The sequence below is a fragment of the Streptomyces cavernae genome (assembly GCF_004023625.1).
Classification (GTDB): Bacteria; Actinomycetota; Actinomycetes; order Streptomycetales; family Streptomycetaceae; genus Streptomyces; species Streptomyces cavernae.
In genome coordinates this window covers 283,524-308,955 of the sequence record NZ_RPDJ01000008.1, presented here as the reverse complement: position 1 = coordinate 308,955, position 25,432 = coordinate 283,524, and the positions used below count along the sequence as shown (strand labels likewise).

Genomic DNA, 25,432 nt, shown 5'->3' with positions numbered 1-25,432 from the left:
CGCATGGTGATCTTCAACGACGATGTGAACTGGGACCACTGGCCGGTGCAGGACTACCTCGCCGACAACTACCGCGAGCTGCATGCCGCGGACGCCGCCGTCATCGCCCACCACTCGGAGTTCTACGGTCGGCTCGCCCCGGACAGCATCGGCCGGTCGGTGGAGTTCGGCGCCGGGCCGAATCTGTATCCGCTGATGGTCGCGTCCGCCGCGTGCCGCCACATCGACGCGGTGGAGGCGGGTGCGGCCAACGTCGCCTATCTCAGGCGGCAGTTGGCGGAAGGGCCGGAGGAGAGCTGGCGGCCGTTCCACGAGCTGTGCCGACGGCTCAATCCCGATGTGCCCGCGACACTGCCCGAGTCACTGGCCCGCGTCCATGTCGTCCACAGCGACGTCCGTGCCCTTGAGCCCGGCACATACGACCTCGCGTCGATGAACTTCGTCGCCGAGGGCGCCACCGAGGACTTCGCGGAGTTCACCGCGTTCTGCCATGCCTTCGTCCGCACGGTCGTTCCCGGCGGGCGCTTGGTGGCGGCGTTCATGGAAAACCTGCCCTCCTACCATCTCGGCCAGGCGTCCTGGCCGGCCTGTCCCGTGAGCCCGGACACGGTAACCGAGGTGTTCGCACCGCTCACCCGGGAGCTCTCCGTCACCCGTATCGACGCCGACCCCACCCTGCCGGACTACGGGGACTCCGGGATGGTGCTGCTCACCGCGATCGCCGACGAGACATAGGCCACGTCGTGGCCACGTGGAGGAGTGAGATCCACCGGTCCGGGCAGGCGGCTGGGGTCCTCCATCCTCCGACCCTGGGACTCGACACGTGGCGCAGTACAACTCCCCGGCCCCGACGACGGAACGGCCCAAGGCACCACGGCCGCCCGACGCACCCCAGTCCGGGGCCGCCGAGCCCCCCGCCCGTTCCTCGGGTCCGCCGCCGACGGGCCGGCCGCCCGGCACCGCGCACAGGAACGCCTACTTCGACAACGCGAAGTACCTGACCATCGTCTTAGTGGCCTGCGGTCACGCGTGGGAGCCGCTGACGCACGACAGCCGGGCGGTGCATGCCGCGTACCTCACCGTGTACGCCTTCCACATGCCCGCCTTCGCACTCATCTCCGGCTATTTCTCCCGGAGTTTCGACATGGCGCCGGGGCGGCTGAAGCGGCTGCTCACGGGCGTGGTCGTACCGTACCTGGTGTTCGAGACGGCGTACACGCTGTTCTACCGCTCGGCCCAGGACGATCCCGGCTACCCGTTCAGCCTGCTGGATCCCTGGTATGTCATGTGGTTCCTGGTCGCACTGTTCATCTGGCGGCTCACCACGCCCATCTGGCTGGCGCTGCGCCATCCGGTGCCGATCGCGCTCGGTGTGGCGGTGCTGGCGTCGGTCTCGCCGGACCTCGGGGGCGATCTGTCCCTGCAGCGCGTGTTGTCCTTCCTGCCGTACTTCGTGCTCGGACTGAGGCTTCGGGCCGAGCACTTCTCGCGACTGCGCACCTGGCGGGTGCGGGTCGCGGCGCTTCCGGTGGCGGCTCTCACCCTGGCCGCCGCGTACTGGGCGTCGCCGTGGTTCGACGCGGGCTGGCTCTACCACCGCGGCAGTGTGGAGGGCCTCGGCGTCTCACGGTGGGTCGGACTGGTCAGCACGCCGGCGTTGTTCGCGCTGGCGCTGGTGCTGACGGCCTGTTTCCTGGCCTGGGTCCCGGGTCGGCACATGTGGTGCACGGCGCTCGGCACGGGGACGATGTACGGCTATCTGCTGCACGGTTTCATCATCAAGGCGTCCCGGTTCTGGGGGTGGTACGACCGTCCGTGGCTGCACACCCCGCTGGGTGAGCTGCTGGTCACGGGGATCGCGGTCGCCGGGATCACGCTGCTGTGCACGAGTCCGGTCCGGCGGGTGTTCCGGTCCGTGGTCGAACCACGCATGGACTGGGCGTTCAACCGAGCTCGAGCGTAGTGACGCCGAAGACGCGGTCCTCCGCGTAGGGGCGAACGGGCCCGGTGTACATCCGGGCCGTGTCGAAGGACGGGGTGAGCCCGAACTCCTCGGCGAGGGCGACACCGGCCGTGTTGGTGGTGGGTACGTCGATGGCGAACGGCTTACCGTCGGCGGTCAGCGCGGTCAGGAGCGCCCGCGCGTCCTCGGCCGTGTCGGCGAACAGCGGACCGATGCGTGCGGCGTCGCGCGCGGGCCGGATCACCCCGTATCCGGTGAGCCGCCCGTCGACCACCCGGACCAGGGCGCGGTGGCCGGGCGCGCCGAGCCATCGCCGCAGGAACCTGGGCCGGTCGGCGGGGTGGCAGGCGTTGTCGTAGGTCACGATGTCCGCGAAGTCCTCCGGCGCGGCGGGCCGGACACCCGGGGCGGTGCCGCCCGCCGGGGCGGTGCCGCCGAACCGTGCGCTCGTGTAGGCGAGCCGGAAGCCGGACCGGCGGTAGTTGTCCTGCTGGTCGGGGACTCCGTCGAGCCCCACCGTTCGGGCCTCGGCGTGCGCGAGCGCCGCATTCCAGGTGGCGATGCCCAGGCCCTGTCCGCGCAGATCGCGCCGCACCAGGTAGAACCCCAGGAAGGCGTAGTCGGCGCCGTAGTTGACGACGGACACGGCCGAGACGGGTTCCCCGTGGAGCCGTCCGATGAAGAACCCTTCCGGGTCCTGCGCGAAGAAACTGGCCGCGTCCCCCACTCCCGGATTCCATCCCTCCTCGGCCGCCCATCCGCCGACCACCTCCCAGTCCTCGAGGGTGGCGGTGCTGATGACGAGGTCTGCGGCGTTCATCGGTTGCTCCTGTCCGCGGGCGGGCGGTCAATGGATCGGCGGGCAGTCGACCGCCCTGCCGGGTGTCGCCCGTGCAGTCCGTACGTCACCCGTACGGGCGGGAGCGGTCTTGCACGGTCGGGCACCGGTTTCCGGCGGCGGGGCTCAGTGCTCCGGCCGTTTTCCCGGTGTTACCGCACAGACCCACCGGGACCTCCAACGGCAACTTGGACGGCGTCGCCGCGATCGGCCCCGGAGAGCCCGTCGGACCACCCGCGGCTGTCTCATCGGTTCCCTGCCTTGCCGAGACGGTCGCGGGCGGCCGCCCGCGACCTCTAGAACGCGAATGCGCCGTCCGGGTTACGGTCCCGTCGCGACGCCCCACGGACCCCGCTGTCTCACCGGACCCTCTAGTCCTCCGTGCCCCTCCGCCCCCTTCGCCCCCTCCGGCTCTCGAACAGGCGCGGTCGGCGGGTCCCGCTTATCGTGATCCGGGGGAGATCCCCGGTCCGCACACCGGGGGCGTCCTGGAGGCTCCATGCACAAGCGGCACAAAGGCCACATACGGCACAGGCGCTCCGCACGGCGCGAGCACCGGATACCCACGTGGCACACGTGCGGTGCGCTCGCGAGCGCCGCGACGCTGGCTCTGCTGGGCGCCGGGCTGCCCGCGTCGGCCGACGACCCCGACCTCGACCGCTTCTACGACCAGAGGGTCCGCTGGTCCGCCTGCAAGGGTGAGGAGACACCCAAGGACCTGCAGTGCGGCACCGTCAGGGTCCCGCTGGACTACGCCCGCCCCGGACGGGGCTCGCTCGAACTCGCGCTGGCACGCTACCGGGCGACGGGCGATTCCAAGGGTTCCGTGGTGCTCAACTTCGGCGGCCCCGGCGGCGCGGGGGTGCCGCAGCTCGCGTACGGCGGCAAGGAGTTCATGCGCCTCACCAACAACTACGACGTGGTCACCTTCGATCCGCGCGGCGTGGGCCGGTCGTCACCGGTCAGCTGCGGCGAGGGGTTCGACGAGGTCATGCAGGGACCGGACGACTCCACCCCGGACGAGCAGCGGACGCAGGCCGATCTGCGATGGCTGCGGAAGGCCGCGCAACGGTGCGCCGAGCACTCCGGCCCGGTCCTGGACCACATAGGGTCCGTCAACACCTCACGCGACCTCGACGTACTGCGCCAAGCGCTCGGCGACGACAAGCTCAACTACCTCGGCTTCTCGTACGGCACACGGCTCGGCGCCGTGTACGCGGCCCAGTTCCCCGGGAGGGTGGGCCGGTTCGTGCTGGACGGAGTCGACACGCTCACCGAACCCCTGGCCGAGCAGGGGCGCGCGACAGCTGAGGGCCAGCAGACCGCCCTGGACAACTTCATCACCTGGTGCGCCGAGGACGTCGCCTGCCCGTTCGGGCAGGACCCGCGGGCAGGCCGGGAGCAGGTCGTCGAACTGGTCCGCTCGCTGGACGCGCACCCCGTGCCCATGTACGCCGGCGGCTCCTTCTCCGGCCAGGACTTCGTGGCCGCCCTCGCCCAGGGGCTCTACGCCAAGCAGTGGTGGCCCGCACTGTCCCGGGCGATCGCGCTGCTCGTCGAGCACGGCGAGCCCCAGGCGCTGATGCAGTTCGCGGGCACCGTCGGCGCGTCGCCGGGCGGCCGCGGCGACGAGGACGTCGTGGACGAGAACCAGGTCCCGGCGGACAACTTCCAGGCCGCGCTGCTGGCCATCAACTGTGCGGACAACCCCGACCGGCCGAGCGGCGCCGAACTCGGCCGGAACATCGAGCGGCTCCGCGACGAGTACGAGCAGGCCTCCCCGGTCTTCGGGCAGTACCAGCTCACCTTCACCCTGATGTGTTACGGCCGCCCCAGGGGTACCGACTTCATCCGCGACCGGGTGCGTGACCTCGACACCCCGAAGATGCTGCTCGTCGGCACGCGCGGCGATCCGGCGACCCCGTACCGCTGGACGGTGGAGACCGCGCGACGGCTCGGCTCCTCGGCCGTCGTCCTGGACAACCGGAGCGAGGGGCACACCGGATACGCGTCCTCCGAGTGTGTGCACGAGGCGGTGGACGAGTTCCTGCTGTACGGTTCCCTCCCTGCGAACGGGAGTTCGTGCGGCCCTGGCGAGGAATGACCGTCGGTCCGGGGCGCCTGGGGGCTTCGGGCCTCTGGGCGCCTTTGTGGGCGTCTGGGGCTTTGGGGTCCGATTGGGGTCTTTGGGGCCCATGGGGCGGTCGGGTCGCCGGAGTGCCCAGGTTGCCGCGGTGCTCGCATCGGCCGGGGCGCCCGGGGCGCGTGATCGCACAAGCGACCATCGAACGCATGGCTGGACGTAGCCCCTGTCCACCCCGGATCCGCACCAAGGCGCGTAGGTCTCCTACGCTCGCACCGGGCTCGCCGCGTACCGAATCCGCCCTGGTCAGACCGTCGATCGGGACGCTGGCATATGCCAGAAGCACCGCCGAATCGGGTGTTGCCAAATCCCTTACAGGGCGTCGCAGGCTGTGCAAGAGTCGTAACTGCGCTTCCGTGAGTCCGGTCGCAAACCGCCTGCATCGGAGTACGTCATGCCGTCCCATGTGTCCGCGGACCACCCCGCCGCCGAGCCGCCTCCGCGCGGTGCGGTCGACGCGCTGATTTCGCAGACGCGACGGCTGCGCGGCGACGTGGACGCGGTGCGCCGTGAGGCACCCGGTGACGGCACCGACCCCGAGAGCCGCTGGCAGCGCGCGCTGTGCGAGTTGGCGCTGCACCAGCTGAACGACCTCGACGAGCACCTGGCTCAGCTGCGGGACGGCCCGCCCGAGGTGACCATGGCTCCGGCCGCCCCGGCCGTGCCCGCGATCCCCAGCCGCGAGTCCCTGCTCAGCAGGGTCGGCAGCGCCGAGTGGAACCTGCTCACCGACGAGGCGACCTGGTCCGGCGAGCTGTACCAGATCCTCGGCCGCGAGCCGTCCGCCCCCGCCCTCACCCTGGACGAACTGCCCTCGCTGGTGCTCGACGAGGACCGGCCGAAGCTGACGGCGATGGTCACCGACTGCCTGGTCGACGCCAGACCCATCGACGGGGAGTTCCGGATCGTCCGCCCCGACGGCGAAGTCCGGACCGTACACATGATGGGCGAACCCGTGCTCGACTCCGACGGCAGCACCGCCTCGATGTGGGCCGTGCTGAGGGACGTGAGCGAGCTGCGACGCAGCCAGCGTGCCGTGAGCGAGACCCGTGACTCGCTGCAGCGCGAACGGCACATCGCGCAGACGGAGCGCCGGCTCGCGGTCGAGCTGCAGGAGGCCGTGCTGCCGCCGTGGCGCGGCCCCCTGCGGCTCCCGCGCCAGTGCGCCGAGGCGCTGGACCTGGCCGCTCACTATCTGCCGTCGTCCAGCAGCGCGCTGATCGGCGGCGACTGGTACGACGCCCTGGAACTCCCCGACGGGCAGACCCTGCTCACCGTGGGCGGACTCACCGGCCACGGCGTCACCGCGACCTCGGGCATGGCGCTGCTGATAGGCGCATTGCGCGGGATGGCCGTGGCGGGCACCGAGCCGGGCCGGCTCATGGGCCTGCTCAACCGGTTACTGGACACCACCGTCCAGCCCGCGCTGGGCGGTGCCGTCTGCTGCCGCTACCAGCCGCGCACCCGCACGCTGGTGTGGTCGCAGGCAGGACACCCCGCCCCGCTGCTGTTCCGGGGCGGGACGGGGAGTGCACTGCCCCCGCCGGACGGAGTACTGCTCGGCGCCACCTCGGGTGCCGTCTACGGACAGGCCGAGGTACCGCTCGAACCGGGCGACCTGCTGCTGCTGCACACCGATGGACTGGTCCCCCGGCGCAGCGGTGACGCAGCGGTCGACCGGCTGCTGGAACTCGCCCCGCGGTTCGACGAGGCGCGCACCGCACAGGACTGCGTACGGGCGGTGGTGGAGGAGTTCGGCGAGACCGAGCGCGAGGACGACGCCTGCGTGCTCATCGCCAGGGTCGGTTCCTGAGGGGTCGCCGTTCGCAAGGTTGCCGTTCGAAGGTCGCCCTCCGCCCGGGCTAGGCCCGGGCGCTCCCGCCACGGGGCTTCGGAAGGCCCTTGGGCAGCGCCAGTTCGATCTCCTCACGCAGTTCGTTGATCTTCGGGTAGGTGGCGTACTGACCCGTCAGCCGGTACATCTCGCGCAGCCGGTCCCAGGTGCGGTGCGAGGAGTTCGCCCCCATCGAGGCGAGGGCCAGGCGCGCGTACCGGTCGGCCTGCTCGGGGTCGTCGGCGATGAAACAGGCCGACGCCAGGGAGAGGTGGTCGAAGATCTTCGACCGGTCCCGGCCCTTCTCCCGCAGCCGCAGCGCCTCCTTGGCGTGCCGCTGGGCCGTGCCGGCCGCCGCCGGGTCGTGCTCGGCGAGGGTGCGGTACGCCAGGGCCTGCATACCGTGGAGGTCCGCCTCGTCGAACATCTGCATCCAACTCGGCGGTGGCACATCGCCCTTGTCGGAGACGAAGAGGTCCTCCGCCTGGCCCAGGGTGCGCCGCATGGCCTGGCCGCGGCCCATCGAGGCCTGGGCCCAGGCCTCGATGGTGAAGAGCATGGCCCGCGTCCGGGGCAGAGTGGCCTCGCCCGAGCCCGACTTGGCGAGCTTCATCAGGTCCAGGGCGTCGTCGGGCCGGCCCAGGTGAACCATCTGACGGGCGGCGCGGGACAGCGCCTCTCCGGCGCGGGGCCGGTCGCCACCCTCCCGCGCCGCGTGTGCGGCGATGACGAAGTACTTCTGTGCCGTGGGCTCCAGACCGACGTCGTGCGACATCCAGCCCGCGAGGACGGCGAGGTTGGCGGCGACGCCCCACAGGCGCCGCTGCAGATGGTCGGGGTGCCGGTAGGAGAGCATGCCCCCCACCTCGTTGAGCTGGCCCACCACGGCCTTGCGCTGCAGCCCGCCGCCGCGGGCCGCGTCCCAGGCGCGGAAGACCTCGACCGAACGTTCGAGCTCTTCGATCTCCTGGGATCCGATGGGAGCGGCCTCGTAACGGTCGAACCCGGCGGGGTCGGCGTGCAGTGGATCGTCGATGCGGGGGGCGTCGGCCGTCAGGGCCGGATCGGAGTGCAGCCAGTCGTGCATGGCGCCTGAGAGTGCGGATCCTGCGGCGAGCGCGGCGCCCGCGCCCACCAAGCCGCGTCGGTTGAGCATGAGGTCCATTCCCGTGAATTCGGTGAGGACCGCAGCCGTCCGGTCGGGCGCCCACGGCACACCGTCGGGATGCTCCACACTCCCGTCGTCACGCCGCGTACCCGTACGCCCGCGCCGGGTCAGACCGAGATCCTCTATGGTCACGACACGACCGAGACGCTCGGTGAACAGCGCCGCCAGCACCCGCGGGACCGGATCGCGCGGGATCTCACCCGTCTCGATCCAGCGCCGCACCCGCGAGGTGTCCGTCGCCAGCTGGGGGTGGCCCATGGCCGCCGCCTGCCGGTTGACCGCTCTCGCGAGTTCGCCCTTGGACCAGCCGGCGAGGCCGAACAGATCCGCAAGGCGGGTGTTGGGTTGTCCGCTCACGTCAAGCCCCCAGGTTCTCGGCTGAGTTGACAGTAGCCCGCCGCAACTTGCCGGGCGACTATTCGCCAGGGTTCGCCAGGCCTCGCCAGATGGTGTGCCACGGGCCATCGGGTGTCAGGTAGGAGTGCGCCACCTCGACCCGGTTTCCCGTGGGATCACTCCCCAGGGTGCGAACCGGGGGCCGGGCCGGGTGGCGCACGCAACTCGCAGGCACACGAAGGGATCTGTATCGCCCATGTACGCAGCATCGTCCTCCGTGTCCGCCCCGCCCAGGTCGCTGCGTCCCCGTCCACAGGCTCCTGGCCCGGCTCGGCCGGGGGAGAGCCCGGCGGCGGGCGGCGGCCCCTACCTCGACCCCGCGCGCTCCGCGGCCGCCGTGCTCGGTGTCGGCCGGACGCGGCGCGTTCCGGGGGTCGGCACTCAACCGCTCAGCGGCAGACTCGACTTGTCCGGCCCTCAGGGCGCTCAGCTGCGTACGGTGCTCTCCTCGGTGCACCGGATCTGTCCCGAGTTCTCTCCGGTGCAGGTACTGCGGCGCAGCGGACGGTCCGTGCTGCTCGTCGGCACCACCGGGCGCAGCACCGCGGTGGCCAAGTGCCTGCTGGACCACTCCCCCATCTGGGAGGAGCGGATCCGGCACGAAATAGCCGCATACCGGTCCTTCGTGCGGCACCGGCCGCCGGTCCGGGTGCCCCGGCTGATCGCGGCGGACCCGGACAACTGCACCCTGGTGATCGAACGCATGCCGGGCCGCGTCGCGGCGCTGCAGCGGCATCCGTCCGAGGCCCCGCCCCGCGCGGACATCCGGGCGGCGCTGGCGGCGATCTGCCGGCTGAACGCGTGGCGGCCACCGGTGGGCACGTTCGACGCCCCTCTCGACTACGCCGAACGAATCTCCCGCTTCCACGACCTGGGGCTGCTCACCGACCGCGACATGGGCGACCTGCAGAAGCTGCTGCACGGCATCGCGCACGCTGCGGGACGGCAGGGCATGGGCCAGTTCTGCCACGGCGACGCACTGCTGTCGAACATCCTGCTCTCACCAGCCGGTCCAGTGCTGGTGGACTGGGAGCACGCGGGCTGGTACCTGCCCGGGTACGACCTGGCGACGCTGTGGGCGGTCCTCGGCGACGCGCCCGTGGCCCGGCGGCAGATCAGTCAGCTGGCGCAGTCGGCGGGCCCGGCGGCCCGGGACGCGTTCCTCGTCAATCTGATGCTGGTACTCACCCGGGAGATCCGTACGTACGAAACGGCGGTGCAGCGTTCCCTGCACGAGGCGGCTCCGACGGCACCTGCGGGCCACCCGAGTACGGCGCCGTCCGGTGAGGAGCAGCGGCTGCTGCTGAGGCGACTGCACGACGACTGCCAGATGGCCCGTAGGGCCGTACGAGCGGCGGTCGGCACGCGCTGAGGGACGACGGACCTCAGCGGCCTGACGTGGGCCCGCGATGCGCTGCGAGAGCGGTGCGTCGCGGGCCCACGTCACGGGTGGCGTCCTTCTGGGCTACTCCCCTTACGCCCGGAGGGCTTGCTCACCGCACCGCCGCCCGCTCACCGGCATTTCGCTGCCATGGGACATCGCCTCGCCACGGCCAGGATTGACGGGACGTCAGCATGCTCGACCGTTCCAGGAGGCCGCCGTGCGAAGATCCCCCACCGACCCCTTTCCCGTCCCCACCGCTCCCGTCCTCGCCGCCCCCGTTCCCGTCTCCGCTTGCAGACGTACCCGCAGGGTGGCGGGCGCGTTCGGCTCGGCGGCGCTGCTGCTGCCGCTGCTCGGCGCCGCGCCGAACGCCGGTGCGGCCCCCGGCGGCACGTCCGCCACCCGGCTGGAGGACGCCTTCACGGCGGCCGCGGCCGAGTACGAGGTTCCGCGGAGCGTGCTGCTCGGTGTCGCCTATGTGCAGTCGCGCTGGGACACCCACGGCGGGGCACCGAGTGTCAGCGGCGGCTACGGCCCCATGCACCTCACCGACGCCCGCACCGCACTCGCCTCTGTGTCGCGCGGCCACGGCGCGGAGGGCGCCCGCGGTCACGGCTCCCGCTCGGGCCCGGCCGCACGAGCCCGGGTGCTCTCCGAAGCCCAACTTCCCGCCCGGCTCCAGACGTTGGGCAGGGCGGCCGAGCTGACCGGTCTTCCCGCACGGCGGCTGCGCACGGACGCGTCCGCCAATGTCGCGGGCGGCGCCGCTCTCCTGGCGGACGCCCGGAAGCGGCTGGGCGACCCCTGGAGCGACGACCCGGCCGACTGGTACGCGGCGGTGGCCCGGTTCTCGGGCGCGGACGACGTGGCCACTGCGGCGGCGTACGCGAATGACGTCTTCGCCGTGATCCGGGACGGCGTCACCCGTCTCACCGACACCGGCGAGCGGGTGACGCTGACCGCCCGGCCCGGGCTGCGCCCCGAGGTGGCACAACTGGAGCAGGCACGGCTGCGACCGACGGCCGCGCAGGAGACGGAATGCCCGGCGACCGTGGCCTGCGAGTGGATCCCGGCGGCCTACGCGGAACTGGGCGACGGGGACTACGGCAACCACGACCTCGGCGACCGGCCCCGCTCCCAGAAGATCAGGTACATCGTGGTCCACGACGTCGAGGGGTACTACGACAGCTCGGTCGCTCTGACCCAGGACCCGTCCTACGTCTCCTGGCACTACACCCTGCGCTCCACGGACGGACACATCGCCCAGCATCTGAAGGCCGAGGACGTGGGCTGGCACGCGGGCAACTGGTACGTCAACGCCACGTCGATCGGCCTGGAGCACGAGGGTTTCCTCGCCTCACCGGACGCCTGGTACACGGAGGAGATGTACCGGGCCTCGGCCCGGCTGGTGGCGTACCTGGCGCGGAAGTACGGCATCCCGCTGGACCGGCAGCACATCCTCGGCCATGACACCGTGCCGGGGCCGACGACCTCGGACATCCCCGGGATGCACAGCGATCCCGGCCCGTACTGGGACTGGCGGCACTACTTCGAACTGCTCGGCGCACCGCTGGGAAGCCCTCCGGTCCCGAACGGCGGCCTGGTGACCGTGCTGCCCGAATTCGCCGAGAACCGGCCGGAGTTCACCGGCTGTGCCGCGGGGAACGCACGGTGTGCGGCGCACGGCTCCAGCGCGGTGCGTCTGCACTCTGAGCCCCGGCGGGACGCCCCCCTGGTCAAGGACATCGGCACCCACCCCGGCACCGGTACGTCCACCACCGATGTGAACGACCTGGGATCGCGGGTCTCCACCGGTCAGCAGTTCGCGGTCGCCGAACGCCGCGGCGACTGGACGGCCATCTGGTATCTCGGCCGGAAGGCGTGGTTCGAGAACCCGGAGAGCCGGCCGACCGCGGTGGAGGCCACCGGCCCGGTGATCACTCCCACGGCGGGCCGCACCGACATCGCCGTGTACGGCCGCGCCTACCCGGAGACCACCGCCTACCCGCCAGGGGTACCCGCCCAGCCGCTCTCCCCGCTCCCCTACACGGTGCCGGCGGGCCAGAAGTACGTGATCGGCGGCAGCGTCCCGGGCGAGTACTTCCATGCGCCGTCGTTCGATCCGGCGGAGCACCGGGTCGTGATCGGTAAGGACGAGTACTACGAGATCCAGTACGGGCACCGGGTGGCGTTCGTGCGGGCAGCCGATGTGCGGGTGGTGGGGTCCCGGCCGTGACGGGACGCCTCGGGGCCCGCGCGGCCGCCCGCGTGCCCTCAGCCCTGCTGGAACAGCTCCGCCGGCAGCGGCTTCAGCAGGGCGTACAGATCATCGGTGATGGGGCGGTCCCAGGCGGCGATGGTCACCAGGACCTTGTCGCTGCGGTCGAACTGGACGCAGGAGATCCGGCTCTCGGAGAGCTTGAGGCGGCGCACGATCAGCAGGTTGTCACCCTGCATGACGGGCATGTCCTCGGTCTCGACGACCGTGATCTCCTCTTCGTTCTCCAGCGCCAGCAGCAGCTGGGCCACCTCGAACGGGACCTCTCCTTCCGCGACGTCACGGGCCGGGGAACCCTCCGGCAGATTGCCGATGATCATCGCGGGGCCCCGTCCGCCGAACAGGTCGTAGCGCAGGAAGACACCCTGGCAACTGCCGTCGGGGGCGGGGAGCAGGCCCGCACCGAGATTGCCCGGCCAGTCCCCGGGATCCATGGCCAGGACGTCGAAGTCGGGGCCGGCGGGGGTGGCGCTGCGGCGGCGGAGGAAGGACATGCCGCAATGGTACGTGCCCGGTGGGGTGGAGCGCCCGGGGGGCGCGTCCCACTCTCCTCCGCACATCGCGCGCCCCTCCGCCTCACTCGCGCCCCTCCTCGCGACCCGCTGCCCCGGTGGGCGGGGTAGGTTTTTCGCCCCCTCCGCCCCTACCTGTCCCGTACCTGGGGGCTCCGCCCCCAACCCCCGTATCGGCCTTCGGCCTCGTCCTCGAACGCAGGACAGGCTGAACCACCCAGCCCCTCATGGAGTCCCCCTGCTCGAGCTAAGCCGAGAGCTTGGGGGAGTTTGAGGAGCGGAGTCCGGGGCAGCGAGCGCCCCGATGGGAGTCCCCCCTGCTCGAGCGAAGCCGAGAGCTCGGGGGAGGGACGGGTAGCGGCGGAGGGGGCGAAGAAAATCGTGAGCGACCCGCGGGTACGTGACTACTGGCGCGCCGGGCTCGGCGAGGTGCCGGACGAGGTGTGGGAGGAGCCCGCGCCGGAGGTGCTCATCCTGGCGGACAACCGGCTCACACGCGTCCCCACCAGCATCGGCACCCTCACCTCTCTCCGTACGCTGGACCTCGGACACAACGAACTTTGGCAACTCCCGGAGGAACTGGGCGACCTCACCGGCCTCACCGGCTGCCTGTACCTCCATGACAACCAACTCACCGCTCTGCCCGCCACATTGGGCCGACTGACCAGGCTCGGCTACCTCAACGTGGGCGAGAACCGGCTCACCGAACTCCCCGAGGAGATCGGTTCCATGGCCGGTCTGATCGAGCTGCGGGCACAGCACAACCGGCTGACGGAGCTGCCCCGTTCACTCGGCGGCCTGACCGCACTGCGTGAGCTTTGGCTGCGCGGGAATCGCCTGACCACCCTCCCCGGCTCCGTGGGGAGTCTGCGCGAGTTGCGTGAACTGGAGCTGCGCGACAACGAGTTCGGCGAGGTTCCCGAGGCCCTGCGCGGCCTCCCGGCGTTGCGGCGACTGGATCTGCGGTCCAACCGACTGCGGGGGCTGCCGAGTTGGCTCGCCGAACTGCCCGCCCTGGAGAAACTCGATCTGCGCTGGAACGACCTGGACGACGCTGAGGTCCCGCCCGGGCTCGGGCGGGACCTCAGCGCACGCGGGTGCGTCGTCCTACGGTGAGATGCTGTGTCACATCACCCGTGCGCCCCGCCGGGAATGTGACACAGCTCTGAGGCTCAGGCGAAGGTCGCGAGCGCCTCGTTGAAGGTCGCCGACGGGCGCATGACCGCAGCGGCCTTGGCCGGGTCGGGCTGGTAGTAGCCGCCAATGTCGGCCGGCTTGCCCTGGACCGCGATCAGCTCGTCGACGATCGTCTGCTCCTGTGCGGTGAGCGTCTCGGCGAGCGGCTCGAACGCCTTGGCGAGGTCGGCGTCGTCGGTCTGCTTGGCCAGCTCCTGGGCCCAGTACAGGGCCAGGTAGAAGTGGCTGCCGCGGTTGTCGATGCCGCCGAGCCGGCGGCTCGGGGACTTGTCCTCGTTGAGGAAGGTCGCCGTGGCGCGGTCCAGGGTGTCGGCGAGGACCTTGGCGCGGGCGTTGCCCGTGGCGGTCGCGTACTGCTCCAGGGACGGGACCAGGGCGAAGAACTCACCGAGGGAGTCCCAGCGCAGGTAGTTCTCCTTGACCAGCTGCTGGACGTGCTTCGGCGCGGAGCCGCCGGCGCCCGTCTCGAACAGGCCGCCGCCCGCCATCAGCGGGACCACCGACAGCATCTTGGCGCTGGTGCCCAGCTCCAGGATCGGGAACAGGTCGGTGAGGTAGTCGCGCAGGACGTTGCCGGTGACGGAGATGGTGTTCTCGCCACGGCGGATGCGCTCCACGGAGAGCTTGGTCGCCTCGACCGGGGAGAGGATCCGGATGTCCAGGCCCTCGGTGTCGTGCTCCGGCAGGTACTGGTTGACCTTGGCGATCAGATTGGCGTCGTGGGCGCGGGTCTCGTCCAGCCAGAAGACGGCCGGGTCGCCGGTGGCGCGGGCGCGGGTGACGGCCAGCTTCACCCAGTCCTTGATCGGGGCGTCCTTGGTCTGGCAGGCGCGGAAGATGTCGCCCGCGGAGACCGTCTGCTCGATGAGGGCGTTTCCGGCCTGGTCGACGAGGCGGACGGTGCCGGTGACCGGGATCTCGAAGGTCTTGTCGTGGCTGCCGTACTCCTCGGCCTTCTGCGCCATGAGGCCGACGTTCGGGACGGAGCCCATGGTCGACGGATCGTAGGCGCCGTTGGCGCGGCAGTCGTCGATGGCGACCTGGTAGACGCCGGCGTAGCTGCTGTCCGGGAGGACGGCGATGGTGTCGGCCTCCTGGCCGTCCGGGCCCCACATGTGGCCGGAGGTGCGGATCATGGCCGGCATGGAGGCGTCGACGATCACGTCGGACGGGACGTGCAGGTTGGTGATGCCGCGGTCGGAGTCGACCATGGCGAGCTCCGGGCCCTCGGCGAGCTCGGCGTCGAAGGAAGCCTTGATCTCGGCGCCCTGGGGCAGGGACTCCAGGCCCTTGTAGATGCCGCCGAGGCCGTCGTTCGGGGTGAGGCCCGCGGCGGCGAGGGTCTCGCCGTACTTCGCGAAGGTCTTGGGGAAGAAGGCGCGCACCACGTGACCGAAGATGATCGGGTCGGAGACCTTCATCATCGTGGCCTTGAGGTGCACGGAGAACAGCACGCCCTCGGCCTTGGCGCGGGCGATCTGCGCGGTGAGGAACTCGCGCAGCGCGGCGACGCGCATGACTGAGGCGTCGACGACCTCGCCGGCGAGTACGGGTACGGACTCGCGCAGCACGGTGGTGGAGCCGTCGTCACCCTTAAGCTCGATGCGCAGCGCGCCGTCCTCGGCGATCACCACGGACTTCTCGGTGGAGCGGAAGTCGTCCACGCCCATGGTGGCGACGTTGGTCTTGGACTCGGGCGACCAGGCGCCCATGCGGTGCGGGTGGGTCTTGGCGTAGTTCTTGACCGAGGCGGGGGCGCGGCGGTCGGAGTTGCCCTCGCGCAGCACCGGGTTCACGGCGGAGCCCTTGACCTTGTCGTAGCGGGCGCGGATCTCGCGCTCCTCGTCGGTCTTCGGGTCGTCCGGATAGTTCGGCAGGGCGTAGCCCTGCTCCTGCAGCTCGGCGACGGCGGCCTTCAGCTGCGGGATGGACGCCGAGATGTTCGGCAGCTTGATGATGTTGGCCTCGGGCGTCTTGGCGAGCTCACCCAACTCGGCGAGGGCGTCCGGGATGCGCTGGCCCTCCTCGAGGTACTCGGGGAAGACGGCGATGATCCGTCCGGCCAGGGAGATGTCGCGGGTCTCCACGGCGACTCCGGCGGCCCCGGCGTACGCCTGGACGACGGGCAGGAACGAGTACGTCGCCAGGGCGGGCGCCTCGTCAGTGTGCGTGTAGATGATGGTCGAGTCAGTCACCGGGTGCTCCGCTCCGCTCCACGTCTGCAACATTGCTCGACATCAAGATATCTCGTGTTCGAGCGCGGCTCGACAGGGGCCCGCTCGGCGGGACCCGGGGCCCGCGCCGGTCGGGTTCCTGTCGGCGCGGAGTGCGTACTCCGGACTCCGGCAGACCCCGCACCCCGCATCCCCGTCCACCCGCCCCGGCTCCCGACCGGTCCCACGCGGAGCGAACAGTCCGCCCGTCACCGGAACTCCCGGTGGTCCCCGGCATCCCTCGGACCCCGTTGATCCGATCCCTGGCGGCCCCACGGATCCGATCCCCGGTGGCCCCACGGATCCGATCCCCGGTGGCCCCACGGATCCGATCCCCGGTGGCCCCGCGAATTTCCGAGCGCGGGGGCATTCTCAGGGGTCGGGATCGGGGTCGGGGTCGGGGTCGCGGGATCCCGGGGTCTCGCGGATCCGATTCCCCAGTGGTCCCGGAATCCGCGAATCCGGTCCCCGGATCCCCGGATCCCCGGCAATCCCCGGATCCCGGGAAGCCCCGGATCCGGATGCAGTCGTCCCCGCAAATCTCAGAATCCCTCAGCAGTCGCCGAGAAACCCGAGAAACCGACGGCCGTGGCACGACCCCGTGCTCGGCGCGGACTCGGAGTTCACCGCACCACACCGCTGCGCGGGCCGCCGTCCTCGACGATCCCGAAAGTCCCCGGGGATCCCGACGGGTCTCCCAGATCCCCAGGTGAACCGCGGACTCCCCGTACCCCAAGCAGTCTTCCGTTACCCAAGCAGTCCCCCGGATCCCCGGCAGTCCTCCGGCCCCCGGACCCCCGGGATCAGGTAGGTCAGGTCAGGTCGAACTCCCCTTCGCGGGCTCCCGAGACGAACGCCCCCCATTCCGCGGGCGTGAAGATCAAGGACGCTCCGTCGGGGCGGCGGCTGTTGCGCATCGCGATGAAGCCCTCGACAAAGGCGATCTGAACGTCCCCCAGCCCTCGGCTGCTGGACTGCCACTCGGCGTTGGTGAGGTCCAGCTCCGGCTTGTCCCAGCCCGTGAGTGGGTGCTGCTGGGTCATGCTCTTGGCCACGTCCGTGCTCCTCCCGGTTCGTCGTCCGCGGCAAGCCTAGCGATCGGTACCGGCGGCGCACAGGCCGCGGCGCGGGGAGGGATTCAGGTGGTCGGCGGCTCGGCCGAGACCAGCCACATGGAGAAGAACTGCGAGCCGCCGCCATAGGCGTGCCCGAGCGCCCGCCGCGCCCCGTCCACCTGGTGTTCTCCGGCCTGGCCGCGCACCTGGAGGGCCGCCTCGGCGAACCGGATCATGCCGGACGCTCCGATGGGATTGGTCGAGAGCACTCCGCCCGACATGTTCACCGGAAGGTCGCCGTCCAGTTCTGTCACACCCGATTCGGTGAGTTTCCAGCCCTCTCCCTCCTCGGCGAAACCGAGGTTTTCCAGCCACATGGGCTCGTACCAGGAGAACGGCACGTACATCTCCACGGCGTCGATCTCCCGGCGCGGATCGGTGATCCCGGCCTGCCGGTAGACATCGGCAGCGCAGTCCTTGCCCGCCTGCGGCGAGACGAAGTCCTTGCCGGCGAAGAGAGTTGGCTCGCTGCGCATGGCCCCGCCGTGCATCCAGGCGGGCGGCCGGGGCGAACGGGCGGCTCCCCTGCGGTCGGTGAGGACCATCGCGCAGGCCCCGTCGGAGGACGGGCAGGTCTCCGAATAGCGGATGGGGTCCCACAGCATGGGTGAGGCCTGCACCTTCTCCAGGGTGATGTCGTGCTCGTGGAGATGCGCGTAGGGATTCTTCAGCGCGTTGCGGCGGTCCTTGTACGCGACGAGGGCGCCCACGGTGTCGGGGGCGCCGGTGCGCCGCATGTACGCCCGAACGTGGGGTGCGAAGAATCCGCCGGCGCCCGCGAGAAGTGGCTGCTGGAAGGGGATGGGCAGCGACAGGCCCCACATGGCGTTGGACTCGGACTGCTTCTCGAAGGCGAGGGTGAGGACGGTGCCGTGGACGCGGGCGGCGACCAGGTTGGCGGCGACGAGCGCGGTGGAGCCGCCCACCGATCCGGCGGTGTGCACCCGCAGCATGGGTTTGCCGACCGCGCCGAGCGCGTCGGCGAGGTACAGCTCGGGCATCATGACGCCCTCGAAGAAGTCGGGTGCCTTGCCGATGACCACGGCGTCGATGTCGGCCCAGGTCAACTCGGCGTCTTCCAGGGCGCGTCCGGCCGCCTCGCGGACGAGTCCGGCGATCGACACGTCCCTGCGGGCGGCGACGTGCTTCGTCTGGCCGATTCCGACGACGGCCACGGGTTCCTTGCTCATCGCGGATCCCCTTCGAGTACGGCGACCAGGTTCTGTTGCAGACAGGGGCCCGACGTGGCGTGCGCGAGGGCGCGGTCGGACTCGCCGCGGTGGATGCGGGCGGCGGCCTCGCCGATGCGGATCAGACCGGCGGCCATGATCGGGTTGGCGGCGAGCGCTCCCCCGGAGGGGTTGACCCGCACGCTGTCGTCCAGCCGGAGCGCCTTGCGCAGGACCACTTCCTGGGAGGTGAAGGGGGCGTGCAACTCGGCGGTGTCGACGGGGTGTTCGAAGGCTCCGGCCTTTTCGGCGGCGAGCCGGGCGGACGGTGCGTCGGTGAGGTCGCGCACGCCGAGGCTGTGTGCCTCGATGCGGTGGTCGATGCCGCGGATCCAGGCGGGCCGTTCACAGAGCTCGCGGGCCCGCTCCCCGGCGGCTAGGACCACGGCGGCGGCGCCGTCGCCGATGGGCGCGCAGTCCCCGCGGTGCAGGGGGCGTACGACGTAGTCGCCGTGCGGCACCGAACCGCTCAGCTGGGCGCGGGAGTTGCTGAGCGCGTCTGCCCGGCTGCGGGAGGCGACGGCGGCGAGCTCGGGTTCGTCGGTGTGGCCCGCGTCGATGAGCGCCTGCGCCTGGAGTGCGGCGAGCGCCACGGAGTCGGGCCACAGCGGGGCCACGTAGTAGGGGTCAAGCTGGCGGGTGAGCACGTCCCGTACGGAGCCCGGGGAGGACTTGCCGTACGCGTAGACGAGAGCGGTGTCCGCGTCTCCGGTGAGCAGCTTGGTCCAGGCCTCGTAGAGCGCCCACGCTCCGTCCATCTCCACGTGCGACTCGGAGATCGGCGGCCAGGCGCCGACGCCGTCGAGGGCCATGGTGAAGGAGAAGGCGCGGCCCGCGAGGTAGTCGCTGGAGCCGGAGCAGGTGAAGCCGATGTCGGCGGTCTTCAGGCCGGTCTGCTGGAGTACGTCGTGGAGGACCGGCATGAGCATCTCCACCTCGGACTGTTCCTCGGTGGTGCGCAGGGTGTCGGTCTGGGCGAAGGCCACGACGGCGATCTCGCGGGTCACAGCAGCTCCTTGTACGTCTCGTAGTCGGCGTCGGGTTCGCCGGTCGGCCGGTAGTGGTCCGGGTACCGGCCGCCCTCGGTCCACACCGGTTCGACCCGCAGCCCCATCCGTACCTGGTCGTACGGGATGCCGCCGATGCGCCCGTGCAGCGCGAGGTCGGCTCCGTCGAGGGCGATGTGTGCGTAGACGTACGGGACTTCGATGTCGAGGTTCTTGGCCTTGATGTTGACGATGCAGAAGGTGGTGACGGTGCCGCGCGGTCCGACCTCGACCTGCTCGGCCGTGGCGACACCGCAGGTGGGGCAGGCGCCGCGGGGCGGGACGTACACCTTGCGACAGGAGGGGCAGCGCTCGCCGACGATGCGGCGCTCGGAGAGGGCTCCGATGTAGCCGGACTGGGCGCGGCCCGGGCTGTAGACGTAGTCGAGCCGGGCTTCGGCGACGATACCGGTCGCCTGGTCCTCGAACTCTCCGCTGTGGCCGGACGGTTGGGCGGTCGTGCCGTCGTTCGGCTCGAAGCAGGCGATGTCCGTGATGGCGCCGGAGCGTTCCTCGGCCCAGCGGATCCTGACGCTCATCCCGGTGTGGACGGCGTCGGGTCCTGGGGCGTCGAGGGCGTGCAGGAGAGCGGTGTCTGCGCCGTCGAGTTTTACCAGTACCCAGGCGAAGGGTGTGTCGAGGGGCTGGCCGCGGCGGGGTTCGTGGTTCCACGCCCAGGTGGTGACCGTGCCGGTGGGGGCGACCTCGACGAGGTCGCGGATCTCCTCGGCGGTGACGGGGTCGTACTCGACGGGCGGGACGAGGGTCCGGCCGTCGCCGGTGCGTACGCCGAGGACGACGCGCTCACGCAGGCCGGTCAGGAAGGCGCTCTGGACCGGTCCGAGGGAACGGGTGAAGGGGAACTCGACGACGAGCGGCGCTTTGAGGACATCGGGCATCGGGGACTGCCTCCTTGGGAGGGTCAGGCACGCTTGTAGACGGGCGGCCGCTTCTCCGCGAAGGCGCGGGCGCCTTCCTTGGCGTCGGCGGTGTCGAAGATCGGCCAGCCGCGTTTGAGTTCGGCGGCGAGGCCCTCGGTCTCGGTCATCTCGGCCGTCTCGTACACCGAGACCTTGACCGCCTCGACCGCGAGCGGGCCGCAGGCGTTGATCTGTTCGGCGATCTCCAGCGCCTTGTCGAGGGCGGTGCCGTCGGGGACGACATGGCCGATCAGACCGATGCCGGCGGCCTCCTGCGCGGTGTAGGGGCGGCCGGTCAGCAGCATCTCCAGGGCGTGTGTGCGCGGGATCTGGCGCTGGAGGCGTACGGTCGAGCCGCCGATGGGGAACAGCCCCCGCCTGACCTCGAAAAGCCCGAAGGTCGCGGACTCGCCCGCGACCCGGATGTCGGTGCCCTGCAACATCTCCGTGCCCCCGGCCACGCAGTACCCCTCGACGGCGGCGATCACCGGTTTGCGGGGCCGGTGGTGGCGCAGCATCGCCTTCCAGTGCAGGTCGGGGTCGGCCTTGAGCCGGTCGCGGTAGTGCTGCCCCTCCATGCCCTTTCCCGCGAGTGCCTTGAGGTCCATGCCCGCGCAGAAGGCGCCGCCGGCGCCGGTGAGCACGATGGAGCGGATCTCGTCGTCCTCGTCGGCCTCGACCCAGCCGTCGTGGAGCCCGACGAGCATCGGCAGCGAGAGCGCGTTCTTGACCTCGGGCCTGTTGAGCGTGAGCACCAGTGTGGCGCCCTCGCGCCGTACGGTGAGGTGTTCCGTCCCACCCATCGCCATCCTCCCGTCTCAGGAACGAGAACAGGTTGCAGGAGCCGCCGGGCCACTTCAAGAGTTTTCTGACAGTCAGTCAGATTTCTCTTGCGCGGCCCCTTCACAGTTGTGGCCCCCTTTGCTCTGATGACCGGCGAGCGGAGGTTCACGGGGCCGCCCCGGGACCTTCTGCGGATCTTTTCCAGGTTCCAGGGCAGTGCCGTCCGGCGTCAGGAGGAACGGTGGAGTACAACCTTGCCGACCTGTTCGAGTCGGTCGTCGACGTGGTCCCCGACCGGGAGGCCCTGCTGTACCTCGACCACCCCGGCACCGGTGCCGAACGCCGCCTGACCTACGCGGAGTTGGACGCTGCCGCGAACCGTGTCGCACACCATCTGATCGACAGCGGCATCCGCCCCGGCGAACACGTCGGGCTGCACCTCTACAACGGCGTCGAGTACCTGCAGACCGCGCTCGGCTGCCTCAAGGCACGGCTCGTCCCGGTGAACGTCAACTACCGCTATGTCCAGGACGAGTTGGTCTACCTCTACCGGGACGCGGACCTGGTCGGGCTGGTCTTCGAGGCCGAGTTCACCGAGCGGGTGGCGAGGGCCCGGCCACAGGCACCGAAGCTGCGCCACCTCGTCCGCGTCGGCACCCCGCCCGCGGGGGCGCCCGACCTGGATGCGCTCGCGTTCACCGACGCCGAGGCCGCCGGATCACCGGAGCGCGACTTCGGGCCCCGCTCCGCCGACGACCAGTTCATCATCTACACCGGCGGCACCACCGGTATGCCCAAGGGTGTGATGTGGCGTCAGGAGGACCTGTTCTTCTCGGGGATGGGCGGCGGAGCGCCCACCGGTGAGCCGGTGAAGAAGCCGGAGGAGCTGGCCGAGCGGGTGGCGGCCGGGGGCGCCGGGCTCACCTTCTTCCCCACTCCCCCCCTGATGCACGGCACGTCGACCCTCACCGCCTTCATCGCCTTCAACTTCGGCCAACGCGTCGTGCTGCACCGCAAGTTCGTGCCGGAGGAAGTCCTGCGCACCATCGAGAAGGAGAAGGTCAGCAGTATGTCGCTGGTGGGCGACGCGATGCTGCGGCCGCTCATCGACGCCCTGAAGGGGCCGCTGCGGGGCACCGACTGCTCCTCGATGTTCACCGTGTCGTCGTCCGGGGCGATCATGTCGGAGACGGTCCGCAAGCAGTTCCAGGAACTCGTCCCGACCGTGATGCTGCTGGACAACTTCGGCTCCTCCGAGTCCGGCTTCAACGGCACCGCGACCGACGACTCGGGGCCCGGCCGGGGCTTCCGTATCCGGGTCCACTCCCGTACCCGGGTGGTGGATCCGGCCACGCACGAGCCGGTGGCGGTAGGCGAGGTGGGCAGGGTCGCCCAGCGCGGTCACGTCCCCCTCGGCTACTACAACGACCCGGTGAAATCCGCGGAGACCTTCTTCGAGAAGGACGGCGAGCGCTGGGTGCTGCTCGGCGACATGGCGACCGTCGACGAGGCGGGCGTCGTCACCGTCCTCGGCCGGGGCTCGCAGTGCATCAACACCGGCGGCGAGAAGGTGTACCCGGAGGAGGTCGAACAGGCCCTGAAGTCCCATCCCGACGTGTACGACGCGCTGGTGGCCGGGGTCCCGGACGAGAAGTGGGGCAATCACGTGGCGGCGGTGGTGGAACTCCGCGCGGGCGCGGCCCGGCCGTCCCTGGAGGACATCCAGACCCACTGCCGCAACCACCTCGCGGGCTACAAGATCCCGCGCCAACTGGTCGTCACCGACCGGATCCAGCGCTCACCGAGCGGCAAGGCGGACTACCGCTGGGCGCGGAGCGTGGCGGTGGAGGCGGCCCAGTCGCAGCCTCCCGGACGGGTGGGACCCACTGGCGCGGCACGCTAGGGCCGTATCAAGCAACGTTTGCCCTGTCGTCGCCCGGCGGTGTCGGCTCGATCGAGCCGAGCGTGCTGACAACGGCGATCTGCGCCGCTGGCTCCTCGCCCGCCTGCATACAACCACCGACCCACACACCGAGCGCTACTGGCAACTCGTGGCGACGATCAATGGATGGCCCGCATCACCGACACTCGCTCCCGTTTGCACCTGGTTCGCCACCGCCTGTTGCCATGGGCGATGACGACGATCACAAAGGCCTGATGCGATGAGGACGCGCGTCCTGAAATTCGGCTTGTACGCAGACGAGCAGGGGTTGGCACGGGTCAGCGAACTCGTCGAGGAGGCCGTGGGATCCCGGAGCGCCCGGATCGTCGATGAGACCATCGTCCGCACTTTTCCCGGCAGCGAGCTGTCGACCGCTGACGTGTACGACCACCTGGCGGAACAGTGGGCTGTGGAACATCCTGCCCAGAGCAGCGGCGCACGGGAACCCATAGAGCTGCGCGTCCACTTATTGTGCTCCCTACGGACGTGGCGGGCGGTCGGCAAGACAGTGATCAAGACCCTGTGTCCGGAGGGCATGGCGCCGCACATCTGTCGTGTTCCATGGGCGGCTGCCTGAAAGGGGGCGCGGTGCACGACGGCGCACGAGACAGCCGCTGCGTGGATGATCGCCAGACCGATCCCGGACCCGTGGCTCGTCCTCGCCACGGGAGCAGGACTGAGGCAAACGGCTGACCAGAGTCATCAGCGCACGGCGGATCGTCACCGCGCAGCGTGCCTAAGCAGTGTCCTTGTTCCGCCAGCGCCGCCAGGACCACCATCCGAACGGCGCGTCACGCCACTTGGGTGGTTGTCCGGCGAAAGCCCCACGCGGCAACGGAGTTCCCCATAGACAGGAGATCGACCAAGATCCTTCTGTCGCACGAGGAACTCCGTTGGATGCTCAGTGTCGCGCCCTGCCCGCAACAATCAGGCAGCATGACCGAATACGGCGACGGACCGGCCCTAAGGGCTCGCCGATAAATATTTCGTCGGCGAGCATCGCTCCTGAGCTGCGGTGTCAAGACCTGGAGCACGCAAGTTATTTCCCGGCAAGCCCTAAGGGGTATCTGTCGGCTTCGAGGCGACTGGCCAGGGCGCCGGTGTCGGTGCTGTCCCGAGCTGTCCTCCCGGCGGTTGTGGAAGGGACGGCCGCGTCAGCGCCGCTGGAAGGCGCGGTTCAGGACGTCGAGGGTGACCGCCAGCCCGAGCCGGTGCCCGTGCTCGGAGGCGAAGCGGTAATGCACGCCGGCCCAGATTCGCGCCTCCAGGAGTTCGGCTGTCGCCGCCTGAAGGCTGTCGTAGCGGCGCGTCGTGCCGGAGGCGGGGCTGTACGCGGCGAACGTGAGGTCGTCACGGCCGAAGAACGACCCCAGGGCCGTCATGACCGCCGTGGTGAAGCAGGCGTGGCCCGACGGGTACTCCGGCGACGGCGCGGTCACCCGCAGCGGCGTCCAGTCCGGGTCGGGATCGGTGGCCGCGTTGCCGTCGGTGCCGGCGAGCGGAATGGCCGTCACTGGGCGCCAGAAGTTCCAGTGCGCCTTGGCCTTGTAGCAGGCGATCAGGGTGTCGGCGGAGGCCACGTACACCATGGCGAGCAGCCGGGCCGTCCGGAGGCTGCTGAGGCGGTGCGCGCCGGCGAGTTGCCGGGTGATCGACCATTCGACCATCCGGGGGTCGTCCCACCAGATCGCCGCCTCGGTCTGGTCCTCGGTTCGGACGGTGCTGGTGGCCGCGCCGAGGCTCTTGACCTCGTTCAGGTCGCGGGCCCAGGCGGCGCCGGTCAGGGCCGGCGGGGGCTTGACCCGGTAGGCGCCGGCGTCGGGGACGACGAACGGCTTCAGGTTCGGCACCCAGGCGCCGACGCCGACGTAGCCGGGCGGGGTGAGCCGGTATTCGCCCGGCTCGGTGCCGACGGTCCAGGGCGCGGTGGGGTCGAAGCCGTCGTCACGGCGGCTCTCGGTCATCGCCGCGGCGGCGGCCCTGCCGACGGCCACCCCGCCGTCCTCGGCGCGGCCGTCGGGGATCGCGGCCAGCGCCTCGTCGTACCGGGCGTTCAGCGACTCGGCCTGCCCGGGGAAGAGCCACAGCAGCGTGTCGTGGGCGGCCGCGGCCACCGCCGCGGCGGTGGAGTCCCCGGGGCGGCTGCGGGGCGCGCTGACCAGGGGCTCGTACGGACGGCCGGCGACGGCGTTGACCGCGTCGTACACGGCGCCCTGCACGATGGCGAAGCTGCGGGTGCTGGTGGTGGGCGACTGCTTGGCGGTGTCGTGGATGGTGGTCTGGGCGTGGATGTTCCAGGCGATGACGGGATTGCCCGGGGCGGCTTCCACGCCGCTGTGTGCCTCGGCGGTGGTGGCCGTCAGTGGGACGGTCAGGGCGAGTACGGTGAGGACCGCGATACGGCGTAACCCTCTGAATGATCCGGCGAGCGGGCGTTGTGTCACGAGACCCCCATGGGCTTGTCGGTGACA

Annotated in this window: 20 protein-coding genes; 9 read left to right on the top strand and 11 right to left on the bottom strand. The window is 70.7% G+C overall.

The features are described 5' to 3' along the window. Positions 1-3: 3 nt before the first annotated feature. Positions 4-735: a class I SAM-dependent methyltransferase gene (locus tag EF387_RS21600; protein ID WP_128378231.1), complete on the top strand. Its 732-nt coding sequence runs from the start codon at positions 4-6 to the stop codon at positions 733-735. Positions 736-823: 88 nt separating this feature from the next. After that, positions 824-1,963 carry an acyltransferase family protein gene (locus EF387_RS21595; protein ID WP_128378230.1) on the top strand — a complete coding sequence of 380 codons (1,140 nt, stop codon included), beginning with the start codon at positions 824-826 and terminating at the stop codon, positions 1,961-1,963. On the opposite strand, the gene EF387_RS21590 is transcribed toward EF387_RS21595, so the two are convergent. Then, positions 1,944-2,783: a GNAT family N-acetyltransferase gene (locus EF387_RS21590; protein ID WP_128378229.1), complete on the bottom strand. Its 840-nt coding sequence runs from the start codon at positions 2,781-2,783 to the stop codon at positions 1,944-1,946. The two genes, EF387_RS21595 and EF387_RS21590, sit on opposite strands and share 20 nt — an antisense overlap. Positions 2,784-2,868: 85 nt before the next feature. Continuing rightward, positions 2,869-3,147 (bottom strand): chaplin, encoded by a 279-nt coding sequence (locus EF387_RS50070; RefSeq protein WP_128378228.1) that lies wholly within the window; start codon positions 3,145-3,147, stop codon positions 2,869-2,871. A gap of 153 nt (positions 3,148-3,300) precedes the next feature. Between EF387_RS50070 and EF387_RS21580 the strand changes: the two genes are divergently transcribed. Together EF387_RS21580 and EF387_RS21575 are read left to right on the top strand one after the other, a co-directional pair. Next, positions 3,301-4,905 (top strand): alpha/beta hydrolase, encoded by a 1,605-nt coding sequence (locus tag EF387_RS21580; protein ID WP_128378227.1) that lies wholly within the window; start codon positions 3,301-3,303, stop codon positions 4,903-4,905. Between the two features lie 433 nt (positions 4,906-5,338). Then, a complete protein-coding gene (locus tag EF387_RS21575; protein ID WP_128378226.1) occupies positions 5,339-6,757 on the top strand; it encodes a PP2C family protein-serine/threonine phosphatase in 1,419 nt (472 codons plus the stop codon). Positions 6,758-6,806: 49 nt separating this feature from the next. Here the strand turns inward: EF387_RS21575 and EF387_RS21570 are convergent, their stop codons facing one another. Further along, complete coding sequence (locus tag EF387_RS21570; protein WP_128378225.1) at positions 6,807-8,303, bottom strand: DNA-binding protein NsdB; 1,497 nt, start codon at positions 8,301-8,303, stop codon at positions 6,807-6,809. 235 nt (positions 8,304-8,538) lie between these two features. Between EF387_RS21570 and EF387_RS21565 the strand changes: the two genes are divergently transcribed. After that, positions 8,539-9,714, top strand: a complete 1,176-nt coding sequence (locus tag EF387_RS21565) for an aminoglycoside phosphotransferase family protein (protein ID WP_128378224.1) — start codon at positions 8,539-8,541, stop codon at positions 9,712-9,714. A gap of 229 nt (positions 9,715-9,943) precedes the next feature. Then, the gene (locus EF387_RS21560) at positions 9,944-11,962 is read left to right on the top strand and encodes an N-acetylmuramoyl-L-alanine amidase (RefSeq protein ID WP_420802604.1); all 2,019 of its coding nucleotides are present in this window, start codon (positions 9,944-9,946) and stop codon (positions 11,960-11,962) included. A gap of 38 nt (positions 11,963-12,000) precedes the next feature. On the opposite strand, the gene EF387_RS21555 is transcribed toward EF387_RS21560, so the two are convergent. Continuing rightward, complete coding sequence (locus EF387_RS21555) at positions 12,001-12,498, bottom strand: hypothetical protein (protein ID WP_128378222.1); 498 nt, start codon at positions 12,496-12,498, stop codon at positions 12,001-12,003. A 399-nt stretch (positions 12,499-12,897) separates the two neighbouring features. Here EF387_RS21555 and EF387_RS21550 point away from each other — a divergent pair, with 399 nt between their 5' ends. Then, positions 12,898-13,632: a leucine-rich repeat domain-containing protein gene (locus EF387_RS21550; RefSeq protein WP_128378221.1), complete on the top strand. Its 735-nt coding sequence runs from the start codon at positions 12,898-12,900 to the stop codon at positions 13,630-13,632. A 56-nt stretch (positions 13,633-13,688) separates the two neighbouring features. Here the strand turns inward: EF387_RS21550 and EF387_RS21545 are convergent, their stop codons facing one another. From EF387_RS21545 to EF387_RS21520, 6 genes are all read right to left on the bottom strand, one after another. Beyond that, the gene (locus EF387_RS21545) at positions 13,689-15,908 is read right to left on the bottom strand and encodes an NADP-dependent isocitrate dehydrogenase (RefSeq protein WP_128378220.1); all 2,220 of its coding nucleotides are present in this window, start codon (positions 15,906-15,908) and stop codon (positions 13,689-13,691) included. An 830-nt stretch (positions 15,909-16,738) separates the two neighbouring features. Further along, positions 16,739-16,969, bottom strand: coding sequence for a DUF397 domain-containing protein (locus EF387_RS21540; protein ID WP_420802608.1), 231 nt, complete (start codon positions 16,967-16,969; stop codon positions 16,739-16,741). Positions 16,970-17,064: 95 nt separating this feature from the next. Next, positions 17,065-18,231 (bottom strand): thiolase domain-containing protein, encoded by a 1,167-nt coding sequence (locus tag EF387_RS21535; RefSeq protein WP_128378218.1) that lies wholly within the window; start codon positions 18,229-18,231, stop codon positions 17,065-17,067. Then, a complete protein-coding gene (locus EF387_RS21530) occupies positions 18,228-19,277 on the bottom strand; it encodes a thiolase domain-containing protein (protein ID WP_128378217.1) in 1,050 nt (349 codons plus the stop codon). Before EF387_RS21530 ends, EF387_RS21535 begins: the two co-directional genes overlap by 4 nt. Next, positions 19,274-20,215: a Zn-ribbon domain-containing OB-fold protein gene (locus tag EF387_RS21525; RefSeq protein ID WP_128378216.1), complete on the bottom strand. Its 942-nt coding sequence runs from the start codon at positions 20,213-20,215 to the stop codon at positions 19,274-19,276. The genes EF387_RS21530 and EF387_RS21525 overlap by 4 nt, the downstream gene beginning before the upstream one ends. A 23-nt stretch (positions 20,216-20,238) precedes the next feature. After that, complete coding sequence (locus EF387_RS21520; protein WP_128378215.1) at positions 20,239-21,039, bottom strand: crotonase/enoyl-CoA hydratase family protein; 801 nt, start codon at positions 21,037-21,039, stop codon at positions 20,239-20,241. Between the two features lie 221 nt (positions 21,040-21,260). Here EF387_RS21520 and EF387_RS21515 point away from each other — a divergent pair, with 221 nt between their 5' ends. After that, a complete protein-coding gene (locus EF387_RS21515; RefSeq protein ID WP_128378214.1) occupies positions 21,261-22,922 on the top strand; it encodes an acyl-CoA synthetase in 1,662 nt (553 codons plus the stop codon). 259 nt (positions 22,923-23,181) lie between these two features. After that, positions 23,182-23,538 carry a hypothetical protein gene (locus EF387_RS21505; RefSeq protein ID WP_128378213.1) on the top strand — a complete coding sequence of 119 codons (357 nt, stop codon included), beginning with the start codon at positions 23,182-23,184 and terminating at the stop codon, positions 23,536-23,538. Positions 23,539-24,115: 577 nt separating this feature from the next. Here the strand turns inward: EF387_RS21505 and EF387_RS21500 are convergent. Then, positions 24,116-25,405, bottom strand: a complete 1,290-nt coding sequence (locus EF387_RS21500) for a vanadium-dependent haloperoxidase (protein ID WP_128378212.1) — start codon at positions 25,403-25,405, stop codon at positions 24,116-24,118. Positions 25,406-25,432 lie beyond the last annotated feature (27 nt).